At 64.9% G+C, this 25,797-nt stretch carries 20 protein-coding genes; 7 read left to right on the top strand and 13 right to left on the bottom strand.

The window, feature by feature from the left end; genetic code table 11:
- Positions 1 to 180: 180 nt before the first annotated feature.
- The 3 genes from AC3WVS_RS10770 (at position 181) to AC3WVS_RS10780 (ending at position 4,840) form a co-directional block, all read left to right on the top strand.
- Complete coding sequence (locus AC3WVS_RS10770) at positions 181 to 2,622, top strand: TonB-dependent receptor (protein ID WP_492318618.1); 2,442 nt, start codon at positions 181 to 183, stop codon at positions 2,620 to 2,622.
- 226 nt (positions 2,623 to 2,848) lie between these two features.
- A complete protein-coding gene (locus AC3WVS_RS10775) occupies positions 2,849 to 4,393 on the top strand; it encodes a methyl-accepting chemotaxis protein (RefSeq protein ID WP_492297108.1) in 1,545 nt (514 codons plus the stop codon).
- 114 nt (positions 4,394 to 4,507) lie between these two features.
- Positions 4,508 to 4,840 (top strand): hypothetical protein, encoded by a 333-nt coding sequence (locus AC3WVS_RS10780; RefSeq protein ID WP_492318619.1) that lies wholly within the window; start codon positions 4,508 to 4,510, stop codon positions 4,838 to 4,840.
- A gap of 37 nt (positions 4,841 to 4,877) precedes the next feature.
- On the opposite strand, the gene AC3WVS_RS10785 is transcribed toward AC3WVS_RS10780, so the two are convergent.
- Together AC3WVS_RS10785 and AC3WVS_RS10790 are read right to left on the bottom strand one after the other, a co-directional pair.
- Positions 4,878 to 5,891, bottom strand: a complete 1,014-nt coding sequence (locus AC3WVS_RS10785; RefSeq protein ID WP_492318620.1) for a GntR family transcriptional regulator — start codon at positions 5,889 to 5,891, stop codon at positions 4,878 to 4,880.
- Entirely contained in the window at positions 5,831 to 6,856 is a 1,026-nt protein-coding gene (locus tag AC3WVS_RS10790; protein ID WP_492318621.1) for an AraC family transcriptional regulator, read from the bottom strand. The genes AC3WVS_RS10785 and AC3WVS_RS10790 overlap by 61 nt, the downstream gene beginning before the upstream one ends.
- 128 nt (positions 6,857 to 6,984) lie before the next feature.
- Here AC3WVS_RS10790 and AC3WVS_RS10795 point away from each other — a divergent pair, with 128 nt between their 5' ends.
- On the top strand, positions 6,985 to 7,896 hold the full coding sequence (locus AC3WVS_RS10795; RefSeq protein WP_492318622.1) for a TauD/TfdA dioxygenase family protein: 912 nt from the start codon (positions 6,985 to 6,987) through the stop codon (positions 7,894 to 7,896).
- 75 nt (positions 7,897 to 7,971) lie between these two features.
- Here AC3WVS_RS10795 and AC3WVS_RS10800 read toward each other — a convergent pair whose 3' ends face one another.
- The 9 genes from AC3WVS_RS10800 to cyoA form a co-directional block, all read right to left on the bottom strand.
- Complete coding sequence (locus AC3WVS_RS10800; RefSeq protein WP_492318623.1) at positions 7,972 to 8,967, bottom strand: Bug family tripartite tricarboxylate transporter substrate binding protein; 996 nt, start codon at positions 8,965 to 8,967, stop codon at positions 7,972 to 7,974.
- Positions 8,968 to 9,226: 259 nt separating this feature from the next.
- On the bottom strand, positions 9,227 to 10,288 hold the full coding sequence (locus tag AC3WVS_RS10805; protein WP_010809758.1) for a beta-keto acid cleavage family enzyme: 1,062 nt from the start codon (positions 10,286 to 10,288) through the stop codon (positions 9,227 to 9,229).
- Positions 10,289 to 10,359: 71 nt separating this feature from the next.
- A complete protein-coding gene (locus AC3WVS_RS10810; protein ID WP_492318624.1) occupies positions 10,360 to 11,340 on the bottom strand; it encodes a quinone oxidoreductase family protein in 981 nt (326 codons plus the stop codon).
- A 289-nt stretch (positions 11,341 to 11,629) separates the two neighbouring features.
- Positions 11,630 to 12,622 (bottom strand): Bug family tripartite tricarboxylate transporter substrate binding protein, encoded by a 993-nt coding sequence (locus tag AC3WVS_RS10815; protein WP_492318625.1) that lies wholly within the window; start codon positions 12,620 to 12,622, stop codon positions 11,630 to 11,632.
- Between the two features lie 174 nt (positions 12,623 to 12,796).
- The gene (locus tag AC3WVS_RS10820) at positions 12,797 to 13,783 is read right to left on the bottom strand and encodes a hypothetical protein (protein ID WP_492318626.1); all 987 of its coding nucleotides are present in this window, start codon (positions 13,781 to 13,783) and stop codon (positions 12,797 to 12,799) included.
- A 59-nt stretch (positions 13,784 to 13,842) separates the two neighbouring features.
- Entirely contained in the window at positions 13,843 to 14,268 is a 426-nt protein-coding gene (gene cyoD, locus AC3WVS_RS10825; protein ID WP_013952667.1) for a cytochrome o ubiquinol oxidase subunit IV, read from the bottom strand.
- Positions 14,265 to 14,921 (bottom strand): cytochrome o ubiquinol oxidase subunit III, encoded by a 657-nt coding sequence (gene cyoC, locus AC3WVS_RS10830; protein WP_492318627.1) that lies wholly within the window; start codon positions 14,919 to 14,921, stop codon positions 14,265 to 14,267. Before cyoC ends, cyoD begins: the two co-directional genes overlap by 4 nt.
- Positions 14,914 to 16,917, bottom strand: a complete 2,004-nt coding sequence (gene cyoB, locus AC3WVS_RS10835) for a cytochrome o ubiquinol oxidase subunit I (RefSeq protein ID WP_492318628.1) — start codon at positions 16,915 to 16,917, stop codon at positions 14,914 to 14,916. Before cyoB ends, cyoC begins: the two co-directional genes overlap by 8 nt.
- 81 nt (positions 16,918 to 16,998) lie before the next feature.
- The gene (cyoA, locus tag AC3WVS_RS10840; protein WP_492318629.1) at positions 16,999 to 18,048 is read right to left on the bottom strand and encodes a ubiquinol oxidase subunit II; all 1,050 of its coding nucleotides are present in this window, start codon (positions 18,046 to 18,048) and stop codon (positions 16,999 to 17,001) included.
- Between the two features lie 177 nt (positions 18,049 to 18,225).
- On the opposite strand from cyoA, the gene AC3WVS_RS10845 reads away from it, so the two are divergent.
- The 3 genes from AC3WVS_RS10845 to AC3WVS_RS10855 all read left to right on the top strand — a co-directional run bounded on the left by AC3WVS_RS10845 (position 18,226) and on the right by AC3WVS_RS10855 (position 21,531).
- The gene (locus AC3WVS_RS10845; RefSeq protein WP_492318630.1) at positions 18,226 to 19,545 is read left to right on the top strand and encodes an MFS transporter; all 1,320 of its coding nucleotides are present in this window, start codon (positions 18,226 to 18,228) and stop codon (positions 19,543 to 19,545) included.
- Positions 19,546 to 19,727: 182 nt separating this feature from the next.
- The gene (locus AC3WVS_RS10850) at positions 19,728 to 20,636 is read left to right on the top strand and encodes a DMT family transporter (protein WP_492318631.1); all 909 of its coding nucleotides are present in this window, start codon (positions 19,728 to 19,730) and stop codon (positions 20,634 to 20,636) included.
- A gap of 343 nt (positions 20,637 to 20,979) precedes the next feature.
- Positions 20,980 to 21,531: a cysteine peptidase family C39 domain-containing protein gene (locus AC3WVS_RS10855; RefSeq protein ID WP_492318632.1), complete on the top strand. Its 552-nt coding sequence runs from the start codon at positions 20,980 to 20,982 to the stop codon at positions 21,529 to 21,531.
- 315 nt (positions 21,532 to 21,846) lie between these two features.
- Here AC3WVS_RS10855 and AC3WVS_RS10860 read toward each other — a convergent pair whose 3' ends face one another.
- Both AC3WVS_RS10860 and ppk1 read right to left on the bottom strand, forming a co-directional pair.
- Complete coding sequence (locus AC3WVS_RS10860) at positions 21,847 to 23,088, bottom strand: hypothetical protein (protein WP_492318633.1); 1,242 nt, start codon at positions 23,086 to 23,088, stop codon at positions 21,847 to 21,849.
- A gap of 541 nt (positions 23,089 to 23,629) precedes the next feature.
- Positions 23,630 to 25,765, bottom strand: coding sequence for a polyphosphate kinase 1 (gene ppk1, locus AC3WVS_RS10865; protein WP_492318634.1), 2,136 nt, complete (start codon positions 25,763 to 25,765; stop codon positions 23,630 to 23,632).
- Between the last annotated feature and the right edge of the window lie 32 nt (positions 25,766 to 25,797).

Below are 25,797 nucleotides of genomic sequence, written 5' to 3' on the forward strand. Positions count from 1 at the left end.
GTGTCCGCAGCTGTCCTGTTTTGTGACAGGCGTCGGCGCAAGGAGGGTTCGGCCAGCGCGTTCCCGGGCCGCTCACCGCGCAAGTGCCGGACTCCCGATGCACGGTACGAAACCTGCTCAGCTCCGGGCAGGCGCTACCCAATGCAGGTATCGCGCCGCTTATCCGGAGGAGACGGAACCATGCCAGCCAACCCGCGCCCCGCACCGCCAGGGCACGTGCCGCGCGACACCGTGGCTTGCCGCCGCAGGAGCAGCCGCGGCGCCGCCACCGCGATTGCCATGGCGGTCGCCCTGATGGCCCAGCGGCCCGCTGTTGCGCAGCAGGACACCGCTGTCCCAAACCAGGACAGCGCCATGCTGCCGGAAGTCCTGGTGGTGGCCGCCGCGCCGCTGCCAGGCATCGGCGTCGACAGCGACCTGGTGCCCTACACCGTGCAGACCGTGCGCGGCGACGACCTGGACCGGTCGCGCGCCGGCAACCTGGCCGAGTACCTGTCCCGCAACCTGGCCGGCGTCAACGTCAACGACATCCAGGGCAGCCCGTTCCAGACCGACATCACCTACCGCGGCTTCCGCGCCTCGTCCATTGCGGGCGTGCCGCAGGGCCTGTCGGTCTACCTGGACGGCATCCGCGTCAACGAGCCCTTCGGCGACGTGGTCAGCTGGGACATGATCCCGGAAGCCGCGCTGGCGAGCGTGTCGCTGGTGTCCAGCGCCAACCCGGCCTACGGCCTCAATACCCTGGGCGGGGCGCTGGCCATGACCACTCGCTCCGGGCTGGACGCACCCGGCTTCACGGCCGACCTGTCCTACGGCAGCGGCGCCCGCAAGCGCGCCGACCTGTCCGGCGGCGTGCGCAGCGACAGCGGCTGGCACACATTCGCGGCCGGCACCCTGTTCCAGGAGCATGGCTGGCGCGACCAGTCGGGCGGCCGGCTTGGCAACGTCTTCGCCAAGGCTGGCTATGCGGGCGACACTGACAGCTTGGACGTGTCAGTGCTGCATGGCCGCAGCACGCTGACCGGCAACGGGCTGGTGCCCAGCTTCCACGCCAGCGGCAACGGCACGCTGCCAGACCTCTACCAGGGCAATCGCCACGCCGTGTACACCTACCCCGACCAGACCCGCAACCAGGTGACCCAGGTCGCCGTCAACGGTCGCCACTGGTTCGACGACAAGACCAGCGCCGCCGCGCTGGCCTACGTGCGCACCAGCCGCCGCGACACCACCAACGGCGATGTCAACCCCGCCTACGAGGCCTATGCCGAAGACTGCGAGGACGGCTTTGCGCCCGACGGCAGCCCGCTCGGCGCCGACTGCGGCATGACCCGGGCCGAAGGCGCCGCGCTGCATCCCGCCGTGATCAACACCACCCATATGTGGCAGCAGACCGTCGGCATGGCGCTGAGCATGGCCAGGGAGACCGACCGCCACCTGCTCAACGCCGGCCTGACCCTGGACCGCAGCCGCCTGACCTATTCGCAGTACGCGCAGCCCGGCACCTTCACCGACGACCGCGGCGCCGTGGCCGCCCCGGACGCGCCCAACGCCCTGTTCTCCGGCGTCGGCGGCAGCTCGCGCATGCTCGGCCTGTACCTGTCCGACACCTGGTCGCTGACCCCCAGCACCTTCCTGACCGCCTCGGCCAGGTGGAACCACGTCGCGGTAAGCAACACCCTGCGCAACAGCGACGGCAGCGAACAGCCGCGCGAGAGCTTTACCTACCGCCGCCTCAACCCGGCGCTGGGGCTCTCGCAGAAGCTGGGCGGCGGCGTCACCGTGTTCGGAGGCTACGCCCAGAACAACCGTGTGCCGACCGTCCTCGAACTCGGCTGCGCCGACCCGACGCGGCCCTGCCGCCTGCCGGCCGGCCTGCAGGCCGACCCCTACCTGAAGCAGGTGGTCTCACACTCCTATGAAGCAGGCGTGCGCTGGCACCGCGGCAAGGACACCGAAGTCACCGCGTCGCTCTACCGCGTCGACAATCACGACGACATCCTCTTCCTGCGCGCGCCGAACACCCAGCTCGGCTACTTCGCCAACTTCGACCGCACCCGCAACCAGGGCCTGGACCTCAGCGGCCGCCAGCGCGTGGGCGATGTCACGCTGCGGCTTGCCTACAGCTATCTGCACGCCACCTACCAGGCCGCCGGCCAGCTTGCCGCCGGCGAACGCACCATCGACATCCGGCCCGGCATGCGCATGGCGGGCCTGCCCCGCCATACGCTCAAGCTGGGCCTCGACTGGCAGGCACTGGCCGGCCTGACGCTTGGCGCCGACCTGGTGGCGGTGTCAGGCACCGTCTCCAGCGGCAACGAAGACGGCCTGCGCAGCGACCCGCAGCCGGGCGCGCCGCCGAAGACCGCCGACTGGCATGTGCCCGGCTACGCCACCCTGAACCTGCGCGCGGCGTACAAGGTGAACCAGCGGTTTGAGATCTATGCGCGCGTGGCCAATGTCTTTGACCGGCGCTACGAGACCTACGGACAGATCGCGAACGATGTGTTCCCCGGCGGCAGCCTGGTGCGCCCGCATGTGGCACCGGGGGATGCCGCCAGCGCGCTGTTCGTGGCACCGGGCGCGCCGCGCAGCTTCTGGCTGGGGGTGGTATTCCGGATGTAGCAAGCCAGGCACGCCGGATCCACACCCACGCCCTGCGCCACGGTGTCGCCCTCACTCGTTTGAGTGTATTCAACCCCTCCCCTACGGAAGAGGGGATCAGCGCCAGGGAACTGCGGCCGACATGGCGGGGAGAAGGGGGCGCGGACCGGCAGCCGTGGCGCGCCGGAATCCATGCAAAGCAAACAAGGCGTGCGCCCCCTGCCCATCGAGAATGAGGAGGAATGCCGTGCGCGACAACCAGCCCGTCACCCAGCGCGAGTTTGATTTCCCGGACAACGCCACGCTGATGTCGACCACCGACACGCAGAGCTACATCACCTACGCCAACGCCGCGTTTGTCGAGGTCAGCGGATTCACGCGGGAAGAAATCCAGGGGCAGCCGCACAACCTGGTGCGCCATCCCGACATGCCCGCTGAAGCCTTTGCCGACATGTGGGCCACCCTCAAGGGCGGAGAGCCATGGACCGCGCTGGTCAAGAACCGCCGCAAGAACGGCGACCATTACTGGGTCCGCGCCAATGCCACGCCCGTGGTGCGCAACGGCCGGCCCGCCGGCTACATGTCGGTGCGCACCAAGGCAACACGCGAGGAGATAGCGGCCGCGGAAAAGCTGTATCGCGATTTCCGCGAGGGCCAGGCCGGCAGCCGGAAATTCCACAAGGGACTGATCGTGCGCACGGGCCTGATGGCCTTTACCTCGCTGTTCCAGACCATGCCGGTACGCTGGCGCGTGCGGCTGGCGCTGGCCGCCCTGCTCCCCGTCAGTATCATCGGCGCCTGGGGCATGGGCCTTTCCGGCATGGCACTGCCAGGTTTTGCAGGGGTCATGGCGCTTGCCACGTTGCTGGCATCCTGGTGGCTGCAACGGCAGATCACCACCCCGCTGGAACAGGTCCTGCAGCAGGCGCTGCGCGTGGCGTCCGGCGAAAGCCAGAAGGCCGTGCACATGAACCGGGTCGACGAGATCGGCATGACGCTGCGCACGATCAGCCAGCTCGGCCTGATGTTCCGCTGGCTGATCGACGACGTCAGCGGCCAGGTCGTCAATGTCCAGACCGCCAGCAATGAAATCGCGCGCGGCAATATCGACCTGAGCGCGCGCACCGAACAGGCGGCGTCCAGCGTGCAGGAAACATCCGCGTCGATGGCGCAGATGACGTCCACGGTGCAGAGCAACGCGGAAACCGCGGCGCAAGCCAACAAGCTGTCCGGCTCCGCCAGCGTCGCCGCGGAGCGCGGCGGGCAGGCGGTGTCGGAGGTCGTCAACACCATGAACGAGATCACCGAGAGCTCCAGGCGCATCGCCGATATCATCGGCGTGATCGATGGCATTGCCTTCCAGACCAATATCCTGGCGCTCAATGCGGCGGTGGAAGCCGCCCGCGCCGGCGAACAGGGCCGCGGCTTTGCCGTGGTGGCCGGCGAGGTGCGCAGCCTGGCGCAGCGCAGCGCCAACGCCGCCAAGGAAATCAAGGGACTGATCGATGTCAGCGTCCACAACGTCGCGTCCGGCGCCAAGCTGGTCGACGAAGCCGGCAAGACCATGGACGACATCGTCTCGCAGGTCAAGCGCGTATCCGACCTGATCGCCGAGATCAGCGCCGCCACCACCGAGCAAAGCAGCGGCATATCCCAGGTAGGGGGCGCGGTCAGCGACCTTGACAACATCACCCAGCAGAACGCCGCGCTGGTCGAGCAGAGCGCGGCCGCGGCGGAAAGCCTGAAGCAGCAGGCAACACGGCTGGTGGAGGCGGTCAGCGTGTTCCGCTAAGCGCGGCGAAGCGGGCCGGCATGCAGTGAACCTGCCGGCCCGCTACCGGGGCGCGCTACTATTCGCCTGACGCGGCGCCTTTGCGTCGAGCGTCAGCCCTGCCCCCGACCTGTCATGACCCGCATTGTCCGCATCGCCCTCCACACCCTGGCATCCGCAAGCCTCATGTTCCTGAGCACCGCGCATGCCACCGACATCGACTGCGATCCGTCCGCCACCGCCGCCAGCGCTACGCAGGCGCAGCGCCTGATCTGCGAATCCGCGCTGTTTTCCATGGGCTACCAGCGCATCCATGCCGACCAGCAGCGCCTGCTCAAGGCGCGGGCAATCACCGACGCCGACATTGCAGCATTCCGCAAGAAGCGGGACCGCTGCGATTCGGCATCGTGCCTGGACACGGTCTTCCGGGAATGGAATGCATTCGCCAGCCGGGCGCGGGTCCCTTGACCGGAGAGCCAAAGCGGGCAGTCCCGCCCGCGCGGACTCAGAAAGCGCCGGCTGGCACAGCGTCGTTGCCGGCAGCGCCGGCCTTGCCTTTCCGGACGCCGGATGCCAGGGCACGGATGGCGGCTTCGCGGGAGTTTCCGATGCGCTTGTGCGCGGTCTCCAGCACCGCATCGATGTCCCGCCTGGTCACGGCGCGCTGCAGGGCACGCCAGGTCTTGAAGGAATTCTCCAGCGACCCGGGACGGGATGCGAGCCCCAGCCGCACATAGCGCAGGACCCGCAGCGAGATGGAATTCAGCAGCTCCCCGACCAGCCGGTTGCTCGACAGGTCTGCCATGGCCATGTTCGCCAGGAAGGTCACGCTGATATAGGCGTCCACCGATTCCTCGACGGCCTTGCCGAGCCGCGGCATGAATTGCTCGAATAACGCATCAAGCGCGTCCGCGCGCTCTTCCATCAGCTGCCTGAGCAGAATCGCAAACAGTGCGTCCCGCACCACGTAGATATCCCGCAGGTCCTGGGCATTGGGCTCGGTGACAATGGCGCCGCGCCGCGCGCGGAACTCGACCAGCCGCTCCCGCTCCAGGATGCGCAAGGCCTCGCGCACAGGAGCGCGGCTGACCTCCAGGACCTCGCTGATGTCTTTCTCAAGCAGCCGTTGGCCTGCGTGGATCACGTCGATCGTAATCAGTCCCGCCAGCCGCACCGCAATCTGGTCGGCGACGGATGCCGACCAGTCGCGTCCATGCATAAGCGCCTGCTCGACCGCCAGCGTGACCGGATTCTGCGGTGTTTGCGGCGCAAGCAGCGACTGCAGTTCTGGCGTGTTGGTAGTCTTGAGTCTGCCCATGAGGGGTAAGTCCTTCCGATTATTGGGGAACCGGTCGGGTGTTGCCCTCGATCGGCGCTGCACCGCTCGCAGCGCCCAAGATCTTACCTTACGTGGCGTATCGGGCGGATGGCCGAGGGTGGCATCGCGGTCGGTGCAGGCTAGGCAGTCGTCTTTCGGCGCACTGCGCCGCGCGTGGACCGGCTCTCCTTGGGGCTGCAACCAAATTGCGCGTGATACCAGCGCGAGAATCCGCTCGGCGCGGAAAAGCCGAGCAGGGTCGCCACCTCGGTCAACGGACGATCGCTCTCGATGACATGACGCGCGGCAAGCTCCGTGCGGATGTCGTTGACGATCGACGAGAAGCTTTGTCCCTCGTCCGCCAGCCTGCGCTGGACCGTGCGGCACACCACGCCCAGATGATCCGCCACTTGCTCGATGCTGCAACGTCCGCTGGGCAACAGCAGCAGGACAATGCGCCGCACGTCCTCAAGCATGGTCGCGTGCTGCGACATGACAGACGCGTCGATCAGCTGCTGCGCGTAGCGCGCCATGGCCGGATCGGCGGACGGGTTGCGTGCATCGAGATCGGCCTTCGCGCAGATGATGCAGTTGAAGTCATAGTCGAACTCGACGCAAGGGCCAAAAAACCGTTGGTGCGTACCAAGGTCGCGCGGCGCCGGGTGCTCGAAGCATACGCGCCGCGGCTCCCAGTCGGGCTTGAGAAGCTGGCGTATCAGCCGCACCATTACCCCCAGCGCCAGTTCAACCCTTTGGCGCGTGGGCTGATGCGCGCTGCCAGCGATGACCGCCTCGCGAATAATGACCAGTTCGCCGCACTCCTCTACCGCCAGCGACAGCGCACCGTTGAGCAACGCCTGATAGCGCATCAGCATGCGAAGCGAGTCGCGCAGCGTCGCCTGGTCGCGGATCAGCAATCCTACGGCCCCAAGATTGGACAACAGGCGCGACTCGGCCATGCACAGTCCGAAACTCTCGTTGCCTGACATGGTTGCCGACGCCTGCAGCAGTCGCCCGACACGCTCAACCGGAATCATGAGGTCCGGCTCGCGCAGCACGCCCGGACTCAACCCCGCATCAAGGAGCATCCGCACCGGGTCCAGTCCGGCGGCTCGGGCGACCTCGCTGTAGTTGGTGAGGGCCGCAGCGCGGACAAGTGACGACATTGGCGAGCAGAGTAGAACATTGACATGAAATGATAAATCCCGGTCATGTAGTGTCAAGCGGGAGAAACCCGCTGGATCCAGACTCGCAGGAATCGATCGGCCTGTTCGAAAAATCGGAGACAACGTTCATGATCCAACGCCTCAAAGCGGCACCCGCCGTGGTCCGCGCAACCTCTCTGGGCAATTCGATCCAGGTCGAGCCAGTCACCTGCACGATCGGTGCTGAGCTCAGCAACGTCAACCTCGGCGCGGCTGCCGAAGACGACCAGCTGATGGCGGAAATCCGCGCCCTGCTCCTCAGACATCGCGTGCTGTTCTTCCGCGACCAGGACATCACGCGCGCGCAGCACGTGGCTTTTGCGCGCCGCTTCGGCGAGCTGGAGGACCATCCGGTGGTAGGCAGCCATCCCGATTACCCGGGGCTGGTCCAGATCTACAAAACCCCGGACAGTCCTCCCGACCGCAACGAAAATTCCTGGCATACCGATGCCACCTGGCGCGAGAAGCCACCGCTAGGCTGCGTGCTGCGCTGTATCGAGTGCCCGCCCGTGGGCGGAGACACGATGTGGGTCAACATGGTCGAGGCGTACAACCAGTTGCCCGAGGATATCAAGACGAAGATCGCCACATTGCGCGCGCGCCACGGCATCGAGGCGAGCTTCGGTGCCGCCATGCCGATCGAAAAGCGTCTTGCGCTGAAGGCCCAGTACCCGGACGCCGAGCACCCGGTGGTGCGCACCCATCCCGAAACCGGAGAGAAACTGCTGTTCGTCAATGGAAGCTTTACCACGCACTTCACCAACTACAACGTGCCGGCCAACGTGCGCTTCGGCATCGACAAGGCCCCGGGTGCCGCAAATCTGCTTAGCTACCTGGTCAGCCAGGCCACCATCCCCGAGTACCAGGTGCGTTTTCGCTGGAAGAAAAACAGTGTTGCGTTCTGGGACAACCGTTCGACCCAGCACTACGCAGTGATGGATTACCCCCCGTGCCACCGGAAGATGGAGCGCACCGCCATTATCGGTGACGCGCCTTACTGAAAGATCGACATGACCGGTCGGGCATGCCGCAACGGTAGTCACCCAGCCCAGTTGCGCGGCCGGGTGACTGCCGTATTATTCCGGCTGGTAGTTGATGGACTTCAGCAGCGCGGCCTGTTGCTGGTATGCCTGCTTCAGGTCCGCCATCATCTCTTCCGAGGTGGCGGCATTCCCCTGCTCCATGCCCATATCCCTGACGCGGTTCTGCACTGCGGGCTGCTTGAAATACGCCAGCGTCGCCTCGCGGATTTTTTGCTGGACCGCCGGAGCGACATCCGGGCGCGACCACACGGCGAACCAGCCTGCTTGCGCCAGCTGCGGGTAACCGAGCTCCTTGAACGTCGGCACATCCGCCAATCCGGCAATCCGGCTCGGATAGGCCACGGCAATCGCTCTGATCTTCCCCGCCTTGATCAGCGGCATTGAGGTAGTCACCCCATCGAACATCAGCGGCACATGGCCGCCCATCAGGTCGTTCAATGCCGGAGGAGAGCCCTTGTAGCCAACATGCCGCATTTGCACCTGGGTAAGCTGGCCGAGCAGTATGCCCGAGGTGTGGCCCCTCAATCCCGCAGCGTAGGAAGCGAAAACCAGACCGTCCTTCTGCGATTTGCCGTAGTCCACCAACTGCTTCAGGTTAGAGACCGGCACATCCTTGTTGGCAACCAGCACCAACCCCGTGCGGCTGACCTGGGCCAGGGGCTTCAGGTCGGCAAAGGGCTTGTAATGGACCTTGTAGGCCAACGGCGCTTCGCTGACGACGCCGCCCTGGATGACCAGAAGGGTATGACCGTCCTTGCCGGTGGCCTGCAAATCGGTGATCGCCAGCGCGCCGGCGGCACCAGGCTTGTTTTCCACGATAACCGGCTTGCTCCATGCCTTCTGCAGGCCTTCCGCCAGCAGCCGCGCCAAGGCGTCGGCGCTGCCGCCGGCAGGCCCCGCCACCACCAGGCGGATCGGCTTGCTTGGCCAATCCTCCTGGGCCTGGGCCACGGGCACCCCACCGACGACACCAACTCCGATCGCCAAGGCGTATCCGCGCCACCATAGGTTATTGGTTCGCTTCCTCATGTCTGTACCTCTTGATTGCCGTCTTTTCTCCATTCTCGGATCGCCCTGCGTCAACCGGCTTGACCGATCACGCCAAGTTGTTGTCGATTCGCGCAAACAGAGGGAAAACCCTGCTCGCGGTATCGGCCACACGGCAATTGAGGTCTCGAGGGTCCACGGCAGCAAGGCGAAAGAACGGGCCGCATACCGTCGCGGGTCCCGCCTTCGCCATCACATGTTGGGTCCGGGATGCCCGGCCGTCAGTTCCCCCAAGGGCTCTTTACATGCATTCGGCCTTGCGCAGGAAGCCCTGGTGGCCACCGTTACGATTGGGTGCGAAGCCATTCTTCTGAAGCGTCTCTTCCACCGTGTCGTAGAAGACCCCAAGCTGCAAGATCTCGCGGGTCTGCTGCGCCGTCGCGATGGGGCGGCCAAATTCGCCGGCGATACGCACCAGTTGCTTGATCTGCTCGACGGTGCTCATCTTTCCCGTGCGGGTCTGGTTCCAGAGCACGTCCTCGATGCCACACCGCACATGCAGGCCCAAGGCCATGCCGATCATGTTGATGGGAAGCACATTCAGCACCGAACTCTCCACCGTTACCACGGCTCCGTCCGGCACAGCGCGCAGGATGTTTGCCAGGTTGTAGATGTTCGCCTGATCCATGCCGCCGCTGATCGCCACCCAGTTCATCACCAGCGGGCCCTTGTAGACGCCGCGGCGAATCATCCGCTCAATCGTTTCAAAGCTGTTGATGTTGTAGCACTGAAACTCACTCTGGATCCCGGCGGCTGTCAGGCGCCGAACGTGCTCCTCGAACCAGCTGGGATTCGAGGGCACGACCATGTCCTTGTAGGTATCGTAGAGGTGCGCGAACCCTCGCGACAGTCCCTTGAAATCATCCACACCAGCATGCTCCGTCACATTCATCTGCGAGGTGTTGACGGTCACCGTCACCTGGTCGGGCTTAGGATCGAGTTCGGCCAGCATATGCCGCGTGTCATCGCTAAGCCATTTGGCGCCTTGGCCCTCTTCAGGCGCGAAGCTGATAGAGCCGCCCACCTGGATGACCATTTCCGGACAGGCCTTGCGCACGCCGGCGATCAGCTCATTGAACTTGGACAGGCGCTTGCTGCCCTTGCCGTCCTCTTCGCGCACGTGCAGATGCAGCACTCTCGCACCGGCTTCGTAGCAATCCACCGCCTTCTGGATCTGGTCCGCCATGGTGACAGGGATATCTTCCGGGAAGTCTGACGGGATCCAGCCCGGCGCATAGGGAGCGGCGGTGATGATCAGAGGCTGCTGGTTCTCGGGATACAGGTGGCCGTCAAGGAAGTTCATGTTGATGGATCTCCGGGTTGAGATGTGAATCTTGAGAAGGTCGAACTGGATGAGACGGCTGCTTCGTGCCGTCAAATCACGAAAATGGACGAGCCGGTGGTCTTCCGCGACTCCAGGTCCCGGTGTGCCTGCACGGCATCCTCCAGGGCATAGCGCTGATTGATCCCGATGCGGATGCGGCCAGCCGCCACGTGGCCGAACAGCTCGCCGACCAGTTCCGCCTTTTCGGCAGGATCGGCGATATAGTCGGCCAGGCCCGGGCGCGTCAGGAAGGCCGAGCCTTTGCGGGCCAGGATTGCCGGATCGAACCCGGTGACCGGGCCGGAGGCGAAACCCACGCACACCAGCAGGCCGCGGCGCTTGAGGGAGTCCAGCGAGGACATGAAGGTGTCCTTGCCCACGCTATCGAAGACCACGTTCACGCCCACGCCGTCGGTCAGTTCCCGCACGCGCCTGGCCACGTCCTCATGGCTGTAGTTGATGGTGTGGTCACAGCCGTGGGCGCGCGCCACTTCGGCCTTGGCATCGGTGGAAACCGTGCCGATCACCGTCAGCCCCAACAATTTGGCCCACTGCGAAACAATCAGGCCAACACCACCTGCCGCGGCATGCAGCAGGATGGAGTCGCCCGCCTTGAAGGGGTAGATCCGGCGCATCAGGTAGGCCGCCGACAAGCCGCGCATGGTCATGGCCGCCGCGACTTCGCAACTGATTGCCTGCGGCAGCCTGATCAGCGGATCGGCACAGATCAGCCGCTCCGTGCTGTAGGCGCCCAGCGTGTTGGTGAAGCCCGTATAGGTCACACGGTCGCCGACCGCCAGATGGGTGACGCCGGCGCCGACGGCCTCGATCACGCCAGCGGCCTCGTTGCCGATGCCGCTGGGCAGCGGCACCTTGTACGTGCCGCTGCGGAAGTAGGTATCGGCAAAGTTCAGGCCTGCCGCCACGTGGCGAACGCGGACCTCCCCCGCTCCGGGCTCGCCAACGCTGCCGTCCTCAAGACGAAGGACGTCGGGTCCGCCGGTTTCATGGAACTTAACGATTTTCGCCATGCCGTCTCCTGTTCTCTATCGAATATGACCGTTCACCTGCGGATCGCCGCTTGAGCTCGCCGAAGGACAAACCGGTTTGGTGATGCAGTGGATGGGTTGATGTCCGAGTGTGTTTCGCGACGATCGAATCATCTGGCAGGGCGCAACGTTCCGCTTTACCTGGCACGCCTTGGACTTTCCTTCTTATGACAAGGATTCGCTGGTGCAGGCGCACTGGATCGTTGACGGCCGGCTGCCATCATGGCGGGCAATGGGCCGCTGGGCAGGCCGCAATGACGGGGCGCCAGCCTTATTCGTCGACCCTGATCCCTGCGTCGTTGGCGATCCTCGACCAGACTTGCAGATCGCTCCGGACGATCTCGCCCAGCTGCGCGGAGGTCTTTACCGGCGGCGGCTCGAAGTTCAGTTTCTTCATCAGCGCCGCGATCTCCGGCAATGCCTGCACCTTGTTGGCCTCATCGGACAGCCGCTTCACGATCGCCGGACTGGTTCCGGCCGGGGCGAACATGCCGAACCATCCCACCGTGTTGAACTTGTAGCCCTGTTCACTCATGGTCTTGACGTCGGCAAGCTGTGGCGAGCGCACGTTGCCGACGATGGCAATGCCACGCACCTTCCCGGAACGCAGGAACGGAACCGCCACGCTGGGATCGGTCCAGCCGATATTCAGCACCCCTGAGGAAAGCTCGGTGAGCAGTTGACTTGTTGTCCGATATGCGACGTGCTCGGTCTTCATGCCGGTCTGCTTCTTCAGCCATTCCATGGTCAAGTGCGCGGACGAGCCGGTGGCCCAGCTGCCATAGCTGTACTTGTCCGGATTCGCCTTCACCAGCTCGATGAGTCCTGGCAAGTCGTGCACCGGCAGATCTGGGCTCACCAGCAGCAACACCCCACCCGCGGCTGTCTGCGCGATCGGCATGAGGCTCTTTCTTGCCTCCTGGGATATGGACTTCATGACGGCAGGCGCAACCACCATGTTGGATGCCGTCGTGTAGAGAATCGTGTAGCCGTCCGGCGCCGCCTTGAGAACGGCATTGGTCCCGATCACCCCGCTGCCGCCCGGCCGGTTCTCCACGACCACGGCCTGCTTCAGCGATTCGGAAAGGCGCTGCGCCATGGCCCGCGCCAGCGCGTCGGTTCCCGAGCCGGGAGACGACGGAACGATCATTTGAATCGGGCGTGCGGGCCAGGCTTCCTGTGCCTGCAGCGGCCCTGGCGCGCACAGGGCAATGATTGCCTCCGCGCACAATGTGATGGCGAGCAGCTTGTTCAGTGATGACATCGTCGTCCCCATGTTCTCTCGACTATTTCCCAGCCTGAAAAGTGCTGCCAGCCCCACCACTGTGCGGCAAGCAATTGCTACCGGCTCAGGCTATCGTGCGCAAATCATAGCAGTCGAAATTTTTATTGTCGACATGAATATATTTGGCTGGTCGTGAGGTTGCCGGGAATCGATTCAGTCCGGCTTCTTGCCCGTTGGCGCCGTGCCCTCCGTCGCGGGCGCCTCGAAGGCATCGAACAAAAGATCGGGGGCGCTGGTGTTGTGACGCGACCGGACCGTACGGCCGAATCGCACCGCGGTCGCCTGCATTGAAGTGACTGCCATCACCGGCTTCCTGATGGCCTCGCCAGCCGGCCCGGTCGTCCAGGTGACCTCGCTCGCGTCTGCGTTGTCGTCGGCAACGTACATGGAGCGCAGCATCGCGAACGGGCGCTTGGCGTCATAGGCCGGCAGGAACCGGACATCGAGCGCCGTACGCATGTCGCTGATTTCAGTGATGGTGACCGTTGCCTGGCCTCCGCCAGTGAAATGCAGCCTGAAAGCCAAGGGCTGCGGCTCGATTTCTATCCGAGCGATGTTGACCACCGGGCGCCCTTCCTGCTCTATCGGCCCCAGCAGGAACGAAGAGCCATAGGCATTGACACCCAGATGACGGGCCGGCAACGGTTTCGCCCGCCAGTAGCCATCGGCGGGATAGAGCACCAGGACCTCGGCACGGGTCCGGCCGGATTTCCGGAACACCTGGATCAGGTGGAAACCGGCATCGGCCCTGCCCGCTACCGTGACCGGCACCCGATGTGGCCGCCAGAAGCTGGCGAACGTGATGCCGACAATGGCGATATTCCTGCCGTCGTAAAGGGTGACCGTGCGCGGCACGAAGACATGGCGGGGATCAGTCGGGTGAGGCGTCTTGCCGAAGTTGCACCCGGAGAAATCCGGCGCGGAGGTGTCAATGCGGATGGCGTTGACGTAGGGGGGATGCAACGCCTGGATGCGGAAGCTGCCAACCGCGGCGGCGGACAGGGCGAACGAGACATTGTCTTCTTCCGCGCATGGGCCTGGCGTGCTGAAATTCTCGACCTCCACGGCCAGCCGCTGCGCGCAAGCCGGCACGGAAAGCAGCGCCAGGCACAGGGCCGCGACAAGGCGCGTTGCGCGCATGCCAGGCTCCGTGAACGGGAATGAGGCGGGATCCGATTCCCGCCTCCGTGAGCCTGTTCCTACTTGGTCCTGGGCGGCACGATCGCAGTGCCGGCGTCGGTGGTGCGCTCGTGCTGCATGGTCGGCATCATGTTGCTGTTCAGGTGGAACATGACCCAGAGCGAACCCGTCAGCGTGATCACCACCAGCACCAGCGTGAACATCAGCGACAGCATGTTCCAGCCGCCCTCCGACCGCGCGTTCATGTGCAGGAAGTAGATCATGTGCACCACGATCTGCACGGCGCCGATCAGCAGGATGACGATGGCGGTGGTGGACGACTTGTCGAACACCTTTCCCATGACCAGCCAGAACGGGATCGCGGTCAGGAAGACGGACAGCACGAAGCCCGTCAGGTAGCCGCCCAGCGTGGCGTGCGGCCCCACTTCCTCGTCATGCCCGTGGCTGTGTCCGTGGCTGTCCAGCGTTTCGTCGTGCGCGCTCATGGCAACGCTCCCATCAGGTAGACGAAGGTAAAGACGCCGATCCAGACGACGTCGAGAAAGTGCCAGAACATCGACAGGCACATCAGCCTGCGCTTGTTGGCCGTGATCAGCCCGTGCTGCGCCACCTGGGTCATCAGCACGACCAGCCAGATGATGCCGCACGTGACGTGCAGCCCGTGGGTGCCGACCAGCGCGAAGAACGAGGTCAGGAACGCGCTGCGCTGCGGCCCTGCGCCCTCATTGATCAGGTGCGCGAACTCATAAAGCTCGACCGCCAGGAACCCCGCGCCGAAGACCCCCGTGATGGCCAGCCAGATCTGGGTTCCGGCGATGCGGTTCTGCTGCATCTGCAGCATGGCAAAGCCGTAGGTAATCGACGACAACAGCAGGAACGAGGTGTTCAGTGCCACCAGCGGCAGCTCGAACAGCTCTGCCCCGCTCGGTCCCCCCGCATACTCCCGGCCCAGCACGCCATACGCGGCGAACAGGCACGCGAATATCAGGCAGTCGCTCATCAGGTAAAGCCAGAACCCCAGCAGCGTCCCGTTCTGCGGGTGATGGTCATCGGGCAGGTAGAACTGGTAGCCCCCCGGCGGGGCCGCGTCCGCGGTGCCGGTGCCGCTCACATGGTTGGGAAAGGTCGTGTCAGCCATGGCCAGCCATCCGCTGTGTGCGCGCCGCTTCGGTCTGGACCACCAGGTCCGCCGGGAGGTAATAGTCGCGCTGGTAGTTGAACGTATGGATGATCGCGCCGATGATCGTTGCCGCGAACGATGCCGCCGCCAGCCACCAGATGTGCCAGATCAACGCGAAACCGCAGAGCGTGGACAGTCCCGCGAGCACGATCCCGGCCGCGGTGTTCTTCGGCATGTGGATCGGAATAAAGCCCTGCTGCGGCCGCGCGTAGCCGTTCTGCTTCATGTGCCACCAGGCGTCGGTGTCGTGCACCACCGGCGTAAAGGCGAAGTTGTACTGCGGCGGCGGGGATGACGTAGACCATTCGAGCGTGCGGCCGTTCCACGGATCGCCGGTCAGGTCGCGCAGCGCCTCGCGGTGGATGAAGCTGACTACCAGCTGGACCAGGAAGCAGGCAATGCCGATGGCGATCAGCAAGGCGCCGAACGCAGCCAGCTGGAACCAGACCTGGTGGGTTGCGTCCTCGAAATGGCTCATGCGCCGGGTCACGCCATGCAGCCCCAGCCAGTACAGCGGCATGAACGCGAAGTAGAAGCCGACCAGCCAGAACCAGAACGATGCCTTGCCCCAGGACGAGACCAGGCGATAGCCGAATGCCTTCGGGAACCAGTAAGTAATGCCTGCCATCAGGCCGAACAGCACACCGCCGATGATCACGTTGTGGAAATGCGCGATCAGGAACAGGCTGTTGTGCAAGGAGAAGTCAGCCGGCGGCACCGCCAGCAGCACGCCGGTCATGCCGCCGATCACGAACGTGACCATGAAGCCGATGGTCCAGAGCATGGGGGGCTCGAAGCGGATCTTGCCGTGGTACATCGTGAACAGCCAGTTGAATATCTTGGCACCGGTGGGGATCGATATGATCATGGTGGTGATGCCGAAGAACGAATTGACGCTGGCACCCGATCCCATCGTGAAGAAATGGTGCAACCAGACCAGGTACGACAGCACGGTGATCACCACCGTGGCGTAGACCATCGACGCGTACCCGAACAGGCGCTTGCGGCAGAACGTGGCGACCACTTCCGAGAACACCCCGAACACGGGCAGCACAAGGATGTACACCTCCGGATGGCCCCATATCCAGATCAGGTTCACGTACATCATGGCGCTGCCGCCCAGCTCGGTGGTGAAGAAGTTGGTGCCGACGTAGCGGTCCAGCGCAAGCAGCGCCAGCGCCGCGGTCAGCACCGGGAACGCGGCGATGATCAGCACGTTGGTGCACAGCGCGGTCCAGGTGAAGATCGGCATGCGCATCAGCGTCATGCCGGGCGCCCGCATCTTGACGATGGTCACCAGCAGGTTGATCCCGGATAGCAGCGTCCCTACCCCGGCCACCTGCAGCGCCCAGATGTAGTAGTCGACGCCGACGTCAGGGCTGTGGATGATGCCGGACAACGGCGGATAGGCCAGCCAGCCGGTGCGCGCGAACTCGCCCACGAACAGCGACATCATGACCAGGATGGCACCGCCCGTGGTCATCCAGAAGCTGAAGTTGTTCAGGAACGGGAAGGCCACGTCGCGCGCGCCGATCTGCAGCGGCATGACGAAGTTCATCAACCCCGTGACCAGCGGCATGGCAACGAAGAAGATCATGATCACGCCGTGGGCGGTAAAGATCTGGTCGTAGTGGTGCGGCGGCAGGTAGCCAAGGTTGTCGCCGAACGCGATGGCCTGCTGGATGCGCATCATGATCGCATCGGCAAAGCCCCGCAGCAGCATCACGATGCCCAGGATCACATACATGATGCCGATCTTCTTGTGGTCGATGCTGGTGAACCATTCCCGCCACAGGTAGCCCCAGAGGCGATAGTAGGTGAGCGCCGCGACGATTGCGCCCCCGCCGATCACCACCACGATGAAGGTGCCGAGCAGGATGGGATCGTGCAGCGGGAGGGCCTCCCACGAAAGCCGGCCGAAGATCAAATTGGCGAGTTCCGAGCGCTCGGGCATGTTTGTCACCTGGGGCCTGAATTAACCAACCATGGCCGATGGGGCTGGCCAGTACCGCGAGGGAAGATCCGGATCCGCACCCTACTGCAGCAGCACCCGGCCGTCATTGCGCGCGGACTCCGACGCGAACACGGGCGCTGTGGCCGCGGTGTTGCGCGCCGTGCAGATGCCGGCGAACGGGTCGAATTTGCCGCGGCTGCGGTCAAGCGCCATGGTGTCTGCCATGCACCGCCCGCCGCCCACACAGCGGTTCAGGATCAGGTCGTAGAGGCCTGGCGCCACGCTGGCATAGCGTTGCACCGCGTCGCGCTCGCTGGGCTGCGCGAGCTTGAGGTACATATCCGTGGACAGGCCATGGCCCGATGACTTGACCTGCTGGATCCAGCGCTCGAAGTCCTGGTTGGACAGCCCATGGAACTTGAAACGCATGTGGGAGAAGCCCGCGCCGCTGTAGTTGGCGGAGAAGCCTTCATACACGCCGGACTTGTTGATCACGGCATGCAGCTTGGTTTCCATGCCGGGCATGGCGTAGACCATGCCCGCCAGCGACGGGACGAAGAATGCGTTCATCACCGAGGTGGCGGTGATGCGGAAAGCGATGGGCCGGTCGACCGGCGCCGCCAGCTCGTTGACGGTGGCGATGCCCTGCTCGGGATACAGGAACAGCCACTTCCAGTCCATTGCCACCACCTCCACCGTCAGCGGCTTCACGTCCGCCGGAACCGGCCGGCCTGCGTCGATCCGCGTCAGCGGCCGGTACGGATCGAGCTGGTGGGTGCTGACCCAGGTCACGGCGCCCAGCGCGATGATGATCAGCAGCGGCGCGGCCCAGATCGCCAGCTCGAGCACCGTGGAATGATCCCAGTCGGGGTTGTAGGGCGCGTCGGTCGCGCTTTCCCGATAGCGCCACGCAAACAGCAGCGTGAGGATGATCACCGGAACGATGATCAGCAACATCAGGCAGGTGGCGATGATGATCAGGTCGCGCTGGCGCAGGGCCATGTCGCCGGATGGCGCAAGCAGCACTGCGTTACAACCGGCCAGGCACGCCAGCATGACTGCGGCGGCGCATCGCAGCAGTAGTCTTCCCTGCACACGTCTTGGCGGCACTACAGAGTCGAAGCGGCCCATAGTCTCGGAAGTGGCGTCTGAGGAATATCGGCAAACTGCCGGCGAACTCGCCTTTCGTTTTTCTAAGGCAGTTTAGGCGCTATTCTTGTCAGTGCGAGACTTAAGAGCCAATTTCATCGGAATGGGGTCGGCTCCATGTGCAGTATCGACGCACTCCTGCCAGAAGGAGACTTGACGATGGCCAGCCTCACCCACCAGCATCGCGCATCGCCGACTGCACCTCCGGCACCCGGCCACCACCAGGTGGCGCCTGCCGAGATCGCCACCGGGGTGGTGATCGGTCGGGCCTCCGAGTACTTCGACTTCTTCGTGTACGGCATCGCCTCCGTGCTTGTCTTCCCGGCGGTCTACTTCCCGTTTGCAAGCGAGCTGGCGGGGTTGCTCTTCAGTTTCACGATCTTCTCGTTTGCGTTTATCGGACGCCCGTTCGGCACCGCGCTGTTCATGCGCATCCAGCGGCGCTGGGGCCGCGGCATCAAGCTGACGGCGTCGCTGTTCCTGCTCGGCACGGCCACGGTGGGGATTGCGTTCCTGCCGTCCTACGCCTCGATCGGGGCCGCGTCGATCTACCTGCTGGCGCTGTTCCGCTTCCTGCAGGGCATTGCGTTCGGCGGGTCGTGGGACGGGCTGCCGTCGCTGCTGGCGCTCAACACGCCGGAGGACAAGCGCGGCTGGTATGCGATGGTGGGCCAGCTCGGCGCACCCACCGGGTTTATCGTCGCCAGTTCGCTGTACCTGTTCCTGCATGCCAGCCTGACCCCGCCTGAATTCATCGAGTGGGGCTGGCGCTATCCGTTCTACGTGGCCTTCGCCATCAACGTCGTGGCACTGTTTGCACGGCTGCGCCTGGTGGTGACCCATGAGTACACGCAGCTGCTCGAGGAAGACGAGCTGGAGCCGATCAGCACCTTGCAGATGGTGAACGCGCAAGGCTTCAACATCTTCCTGGGGGCCTTTGCTGCGCTGGCCAGCTATGCGCTGTTCCACCTGGTCACGGTGTTCCCGCTCTCCTGGGTAATCCTGCACCGCACCCAGAGCATCTCCGACGTGCTGGCCGTGCAGATCGTGGGCGGCTTCATCGCGTTCATCGGCACGCTGCTATCCGGCTGGATCGCGGACCGCATCGGCCGGCGCACCACGCTGTCGGCAATGGCCGTGCTGATCGGCATCTTCAGCCTGGCAACGCCGTGGCTGCTCGGTGGCGGCGCGACCGGCCAGGACATCTTCATCCTGGTCGGCTTCGGCTTGCTGGGCCTGTCGTACGGACAGGCTGCGGGCGTGGTGACGTCGAACTTCGAACGCCGCTTCCGCTACACCGGCGCCGCGCTGACCACCGACTTCGGCTGGCTGTTCGGCGCCGCCTTTGCGCCGCTGGTGGCGCTGGGCCTGTCTTCGCTGTTCGGCCTGGCGGCGGTCAGCCTCTACCTGCTGTCTGGCGTGATCGGCACGCTGGCCGCCTTGCGCATCAGCCGGGCGCTCGGGACGCCTGACATGTGACAGCGGTCATGGCCTGCGCAAGGCCATGACGATTCCCCTGCGACGGGCGGGCTGATTCGCCGCCCGATTTCCTCGTGCGCTTCCTTGCTTGCTGGCCCCTGCCCGGCTGCCTGACCCTTGGCGCCCGGCGCCCCGGCGCCGCATATGGCGGATAATGCGCTATTTGCAAGCACCTCCCTCCCATGCCCGCAAGCAGCAACACCACTGGACGCATCGACTGGACAACGCTGTTCCTGCTTACCTTCCCGCCACTGAGCTGGGCCGGCAATGCCATCGTCGGCCGCCTGGCCGCCGGCACTGTGCCGCCCATCACCCTGAACTCTGTGCGCTGGGTGCTGGCAGGGCTGCTGCTGGCACCCTTTGCCTGGCGCGGCGTGATCGAGCACCGCGCGGCACTGCGCCGGCACGCCGGCGTGATCACCGCCCTGGGCGTGCTTTCGATCGCCAGCTATAACGCCCTGCAGTACCTGGCGCTGACCACCTCGACCCCGATCAACGTGACGCTGATCGGCGCATCCACGCCGCTGTTTCTGATCGTGATCGGCGCGATCTGTTTTGGCGAACGGGTGAAGCCATGGCATGTCGCCGGGGCGCTGCTGTGCATGGTCGGCGTGACCTTCGTCCTGGTACGCGGCGAGCTGGGCCGGCTCGCCCAGCTGGACCTGGTTGCCGGCGACCTGTTCATGCTGGCCGCCACCATCGCCTGGAGCGGCTATACCTGGCTGCTGCGCAAGCAGCGCCCCGCCATGCCGCTGCCGGCGCTGCTGTTCGCGCAGATCGTCACCGGCGTACTGGCAAGCGCTCCCGTGACGGCATGGGAGCTGATGACGCTGGACCAGCCGCTGCAATGGAACGGCAAGGTCGCCGCCATCCTGCTCTATGTAGCGACCATTCCCTCGCTGCTCGCCTACTTTGCCTGGGACCGCGCCATCGCCCGCGCGGGCGCGCAGTTGCCGGTGTTCTTTATCACCCTGACGCCGGTGTTCGCCGCCCTGCTGTCCACGCTGCTGCTGGGCGACTGGCCCCGCTGGTACCACGCCGTGGGACTGGCCGCGATCGCGGCGGGGATCTGGCTGGCGCAGCGGCGTTGAGGGGGGCGGCCGGTCCACGCCAGCGAACAGGCACGCCCCGGGCGTTTCAATCCTGAATCAGTCTTGCCGCGTCTGCACTAGCCTGTTTGCAGGATGGGCTCTCGCACCGTGGTGCACTACCCTCGCAGTAGAGCTCACGCCACTGAAACCGGGGGGAATCATGGGTGAACAGAGTCCGCGCGGGCGACATGCGTCGGCTGACCTTGCACTATGCGAGGCGCCAGCAGAAGACATCGAAGCTGGATCAGCGCCACCGCGGCGCACACACAGCACAACGCCCGCTGTGCATCCCGGGACTTCCGGCCTGTACGTCATGGCTGGCCGCCAGGAGCCTCCTGCCGCAATGAGCCGGCCCACGGGTGCGGACGATCCGATGCTGGGCTGCCTGCTGTTGCTGAACCGGGCCCTGCAACGGACGGTGCCTTCAGCGGTCCTGCTGGAAGGACTGCCGCTGGATGGACAGGCCCTGACGTTGCCGATGCTCTGCGCCGCAGCGGCGCGCGCCGGCTTGTCGGCCCGGCTGGCGGAGCGCGACCTCGACGATATCCCGGATACCTCGATACCGGCAATCCTGTTGCTGGACAAGAACAGGCCGTGCGTACTGCTGCAGCGCTGCGAGCACGGACGGTTTCTCGTCGCCCTGCCAGGCTGGGGCGGTGGGGTGCAGGAAGTCAGCCGCGAGGAACTGCTGGCCCAGTACAGAGGGCACGCCGTCTTCGCGCAGCCCGTGCTGCAAGCGGACGTGTCAGCCGATACGGAGCCGGCACAGCCGTGCCCGTGGCCCGACGACGCGATGCGGCCATCATGGCGGCGCCGTTGCGAGCGGCTGCTTGCCGCGACGCTCAGGGTACTGGGCAGGCTACCGGCTGAAGATGTGGCCCGCGCTGGTGGCTAGTCATTGTCCGGCCAGATGGGCGCGGTTCCGATGCGCATCATGACGTCGGCGATGGCCGACGTGTTGCCCGAACTCCTCTGCCAGATCCCCACCCATAGGTCACGTTGAGCGGAAACCGCACGTCGTAGCGGTGGCCGACGCCCTCGCTCGTCCCTGCCGGGGCTCTCCGCGATCCGCAGGTCAGGCCGAACGGGCTACACGCAGTCGCTCACCATCCCTGGCGGGGAAATGAAAAGGAGGCAGGGCAATTTGCCCTGCCTCCGCTCAGGCGCCCGTCTGCCCCCCGGCACAGACGCGCGCCCCCGTCCAACCGGCTTAGATGACGCAGGCAAGCTTGACGGTGAGGCCTCCCCAATCGGTGGCCTGGTTGGTGTCGACCTGTACCTGCAGCTTGTCGTTGCGAATGACGGTTCCGGACGGCACCTCCTTGCTGCAGCTCTGCTGGCCATTGCTGATCTTGCAGCTCAGGTCCCTGACCGGCGTGATGGTCGCCGAAGCGCCGGCCCCTGTCACCGTGTGCACCGAAATGTCCAGCGTTCCCTGCACCTTGCCGAGTGTGGTGGCAGTGAGCGTGACACGGCTGCAATCGTAGGGGATCACGACGCCGAAGTCCGACGGCAAGGCAACCGCCCCGCCGGCGCCGGTCATGGCATAGTTGCCGCGGCTGAGCGTGGCTGGCACGTTGAAGTTGCCGTTGTAGACGGTGCCTGTCCCCATGGGCACGCCCGAGGTCGGCCACTGGCCGCCCGCCTTGGGACCGTACAGCGTCGAGGTCGCGGTGTCGAAATAGAAGTCGCCATCGACGCCGATATCGTTGGTCGGTGCACCGCTGCCGTACAGGATGTGACCGCCATTGCCGACAGTGCCGCCACCGGTGCCGCCGGTGCCGCCGCTGCCGCCCGGCTGGGTGACCAGCGAAACCCCTGCCGGCCACACGTCATTGGCCTTGGGCCCGTACAGCGTCCAGGTGTCGGTGTCGAGGTAGTAGTCGCCATTGTTGCCGACACTGTTGGCTGGCGCCCCCGCGCCCGTCAGGACGACGCCGCCGCCGGCGCCCGACCCGGTGCCGCCACCCATCTGGACGCCCGGCGGCCACGTGCCGTTTGCCTTGGGCCCGAACAGGGTCGAGGTGGAGGTATTGATGTAGTAGTCGCCATTGTTGCCGACGCTGTCAGTCGGATCGACCGAGCCGGACAGGATCGTGTTCCCGGCCGCCCCGGTATTGCCGGTACCCGCCACCGAAACCCCTGCCGGCCACACGCCGTTTGCCTTGGGCCCGAACAGCATCCAGGTCACGGTATTCAGGTAGAAGTCCCCGTCCTTACCGATCTCGGACCCGGGATCGGTGGTACCCGACAGCATGGCGCTGCTGCTGGCCGCGGTCTGCGTTGTTGGCGACGTTGGTGACGTTGGCGTTGACGTTGACGTTCCGGTGCCTGGTGCTGTGGTGGCGGCAGGGGCAGGCGTCGAGTCGCCCCCGCCTCCCCCGCAACCTGCGACCGTGATGACGAGACAGGCGAGCGGCAAGGCCGCCAGCTTCATGTGGATGCGTTTCATGGATGGACCCCCTTTCCTTGGCCTTTTGAGCACGTGAGATTCGATGGCATTGGCAGCGCCAACGATGAGGTCAATCTAGCTGGCGGAATCGGAATGGAAAATCGGCTCTATGGACGAGCTTCGGTTATACGGAATGGCGTCCCGCAGCGGATGAAAATGCGCCGCGCCACCGGCGCGCGGGATTATGTCGGAGCGCACGGCACTAGTCAGCCGCGGGGCCGCGGGTTTCCCGTGAAGCCTTGCAGGACAAGGCATTGCCAGTCATGGAAAGTCGTTTCCGGAGGCTCCGGCAGGCACTGCGAAACGGGTATCCAACGCCCCGGAAAATGCCGTCAATCCCCACTGGAGTGGAATGCCCGCGCGAGCTGAACGGCTTACCGAGAAAGTAGTAGGCAGACCGCCAAAGCGACCGGAAAAAGTATGTATAGGAAATGAAACGTCACGGGCCACATCAAATTAATGATGAAGGCAGGCCACCGGCCGATCCAGGACGATCTCAGTTGAGCAAAGGCACGATCACGCTGGCGCCCTTATGCAGGGATCACGTCAAAGCCGACAGCAGGATACTCTGCGCGCCCTCGCTGTCACGCGAGGCCTGACGCTCGTATTTTCCGTCCGGCATCATCTGCCAGGCGTCACGCCGGTCTGCCAGGTACGGCCTCAGACCCTCCGCGATGACGCGCTCCTTCAACCCGGCATCAAGGATGGGAAAGCAGATCTCGATCCGCCGGGACAGGCTTCGCTCCATCCATTCACCGCTGGACAGCATGACCTTTTCCGCCCCGCCATCGTGAAAATAAAAGATGCGCGAGTGCTCGAGAAACCGGCCCATGACGGATTTCACCGTAATGTTCTCCGACAGGCCGGCAACGCCGGGGCGCAGCGCACAGGCGCCCCGGATGATCAGGTCGATACGGACTCCGTCGCGTGAGGCGTCGTACAGCGCCTGAATCAGGTCGGGTTCCAGCAGCGCATTCATCTTGACCACGATCCATCCCTTGCGGCCGGCCCTGGCGTGCCCGGCTTCGCACCGGATCGCTTCAAGCAACGCCTGCTTCATGGTGAAGGGCGATTGCCAGATATGGGTCATGCTATGGGTCTGGCCGCGGCCGGTCAGCTGGCTGAACACTTGCGCCACATCCTGCGTCAGCGACTCACTGCAGGTGAGCAAGCCAAAATCCGTGTAGGTGCGCGTGGTCTGGTGGTGATAGTTCCCGGTTCCGAGATGCACATAGCGGCGGAGCTTCCCGCCCTCGCGCCGCAATACCATGACCATCTTGGCGTGCGCCTTGAAACCGACGACCCCATAGATGACATGCGCGCCGACTTCCTCCAGTTGCGTCGCCCAACCGATATTGGCCTCTTCATCGAAGCGGGCCAGCAGTTCCACCACGACGGTGACTTCCTTGCCGTTGCGCGCGGCCTCGATCAGTGCCGAGAGCAGGACCGAGTCATGCCCGGCCCGATACACGGTCTGGCTGATTGCCACCACATCGGGGTCCTGTGCCGCCTGCCTGACAAAGTCCACCACCGGAGTGAACGACTGGAACGGGTGATGCAGCAGGATGTCGCCCTCGCGAATGGCGCGGAAGATATCGGATTGCTCGTGCAGCACCTTCGGCAGGCCGGCCCGGAAAGGCAGGTACTTCAGTTCGGGCCGGTCCACCTGGTCCGGCACCTGCATCAGGCGAACCAGGTTGACCGGTCCGTTGACGGAGAATACCTCGCTTGCCGCCAGGCCGAACTGCTGCTGCAGGAACCCAGTCATTGCCGGCGTGCAGTTGTCAGCCACCTCCAGCCGGACCGCGTCACCATAATGACGGTGCGGCAGTTCGCCTTGCAGCGCCTCGCGCAGGTTCTTGACCTCTTCCTCGTCCACGAACAGCTCGCTGTTGCGGGTCACGCGGAACTGGTAGCAGCCGCGCACCGTCATGCCACTGAACAGCTCGCCGACGTGGGCATGCAGGATGGAAGACAGGAACACAAAGCCATGCTCGCATCCGGCAGTCTCCGGCGGCAAGACGATGACCCGCGGCAGCGCTCGCGGCGCCTGCACGATGGCATAGCCGGAGTTGCGCCCGAACGCATCCTTGCCCTCGAGCTCAACGGCGAAGTTCAGGCTCTTGTTGAGCACCCGTGGAAACGGATGCGCCGGGTCCAGCCCGATCGGCGTCAGGACCGGCATCAGCTCGGCGAAGAAGAACTCCCGGATCCATTCCGCCTGCGCGGGGTTCCACGTGGGCCGCCGCAAGAAGCGGATCTGCTGCTCGGACATGGCCGGGATCAGCATGTCATTGAACAGGCGGTACTGCTGGTCGATCAGCTCCCGGACCCGCTGGTTGACCCTGGCATAGACCGCCTGCGGCGTCAGCCCGTCCGGGCCCGCCACCGGGGACTGAAGCAAGCACTGCTCCTTCAGGCCTGCGACGCGGATCTCGTAGAACTCATCCAGGTTGCTGCTGAAGGTGCACAGGGCACGCAGCCGCTCCAGCAGTGGCACCGCGGGATCGGCGGCCTGCTGCAGCACGCGGCCGAAGAACTCCAGCTGGCTGAGTTCGCGGTTGATATAGAGCTCATTGCCATTCGGCAGGCCATCCGCGTCGACCGGGGTGCCGAGGCGCCCCTCCCCCGCGACCATTGGTGACGCATTCTGCATGGGATCGGATTCGGGTTTCATGATGTGAGTGCCTGTGCGGGGGAATCCTTCCC

The sequence above is a fragment of the Cupriavidus sp. CPT47-8839-RL05A genome (assembly GCF_058792255.1).

What these genes read in the sequence shown, in the direction of transcription:
- AC3WVS_RS10800 (WP_492318623.1), bottom strand. Translation starts at nt 8,967, where the DNA reads ATGAGGAAGCGAACCAATAACCTATGGTGGCGCGGATACGCCTTGGCG.
- AC3WVS_RS10815 (WP_492318625.1), bottom strand. Translation starts at nt 12,622, where the DNA reads ATGTCATCACTGAACAAGCTGCTCGCCATCACATTGTGCGCGGAGGCA.
- AC3WVS_RS10770 (WP_492318618.1), top strand. Translation starts at nt 181, where the DNA reads ATGCCAGCCAACCCGCGCCCCGCACCGCCAGGGCACGTGCCGCGCGAC.
- cyoD (WP_013952667.1), bottom strand. Translation starts at nt 14,268, where the DNA reads ATGAGCGCGCACGACGAAACGCTGGACAGCCACGGACACAGCCACGGG.
- AC3WVS_RS10820 (WP_492318626.1), bottom strand. Translation starts at nt 13,783, where the DNA reads ATGCGCGCAACGCGCCTTGTCGCGGCCCTGTGCCTGGCGCTGCTTTCC.
- AC3WVS_RS10845 (WP_492318630.1), top strand. Translation starts at nt 18,226, where the DNA reads ATGGCCAGCCTCACCCACCAGCATCGCGCATCGCCGACTGCACCTCCG.
- AC3WVS_RS10795 (WP_492318622.1), top strand. Translation starts at nt 6,985, where the DNA reads ATGATCCAACGCCTCAAAGCGGCACCCGCCGTGGTCCGCGCAACCTCT.
- AC3WVS_RS10810 (WP_492318624.1), bottom strand. Translation starts at nt 11,340, where the DNA reads ATGGCGAAAATCGTTAAGTTCCATGAAACCGGCGGACCCGACGTCCTT.
- AC3WVS_RS10855 (WP_492318632.1), top strand. Translation starts at nt 20,980, where the DNA reads ATGAGCCGGCCCACGGGTGCGGACGATCCGATGCTGGGCTGCCTGCTG.
- cyoB (WP_492318628.1), bottom strand. Translation starts at nt 16,917, where the DNA reads ATGCCCGAGCGCTCGGAACTCGCCAATTTGATCTTCGGCCGGCTTTCG.
- AC3WVS_RS10850 (WP_492318631.1), top strand. Translation starts at nt 19,728, where the DNA reads ATGCCCGCAAGCAGCAACACCACTGGACGCATCGACTGGACAACGCTG.
- cyoC (WP_492318627.1), bottom strand. Translation starts at nt 14,921, where the DNA reads ATGGCTGACACGACCTTTCCCAACCATGTGAGCGGCACCGGCACCGCG.
- ppk1 (WP_492318634.1), bottom strand. Translation starts at nt 25,765, where the DNA reads ATGAAACCCGAATCCGATCCCATGCAGAATGCGTCACCAATGGTCGCG.
- AC3WVS_RS10860 (WP_492318633.1), bottom strand. Translation starts at nt 23,088, where the DNA reads ATGAAACGCATCCACATGAAGCTGGCGGCCTTGCCGCTCGCCTGTCTC.
- AC3WVS_RS10780 (WP_492318619.1), top strand. Translation starts at nt 4,508, where the DNA reads ATGACCCGCATTGTCCGCATCGCCCTCCACACCCTGGCATCCGCAAGC.
- cyoA (WP_492318629.1), bottom strand. Translation starts at nt 18,048, where the DNA reads ATGGGCCGCTTCGACTCTGTAGTGCCGCCAAGACGTGTGCAGGGAAGA.
- AC3WVS_RS10805 (WP_010809758.1), bottom strand. Translation starts at nt 10,288, where the DNA reads ATGAACTTCCTTGACGGCCACCTGTATCCCGAGAACCAGCAGCCTCTG.
- AC3WVS_RS10790 (WP_492318621.1), bottom strand. Translation starts at nt 6,856, where the DNA reads ATGTCGTCACTTGTCCGCGCTGCGGCCCTCACCAACTACAGCGAGGTC.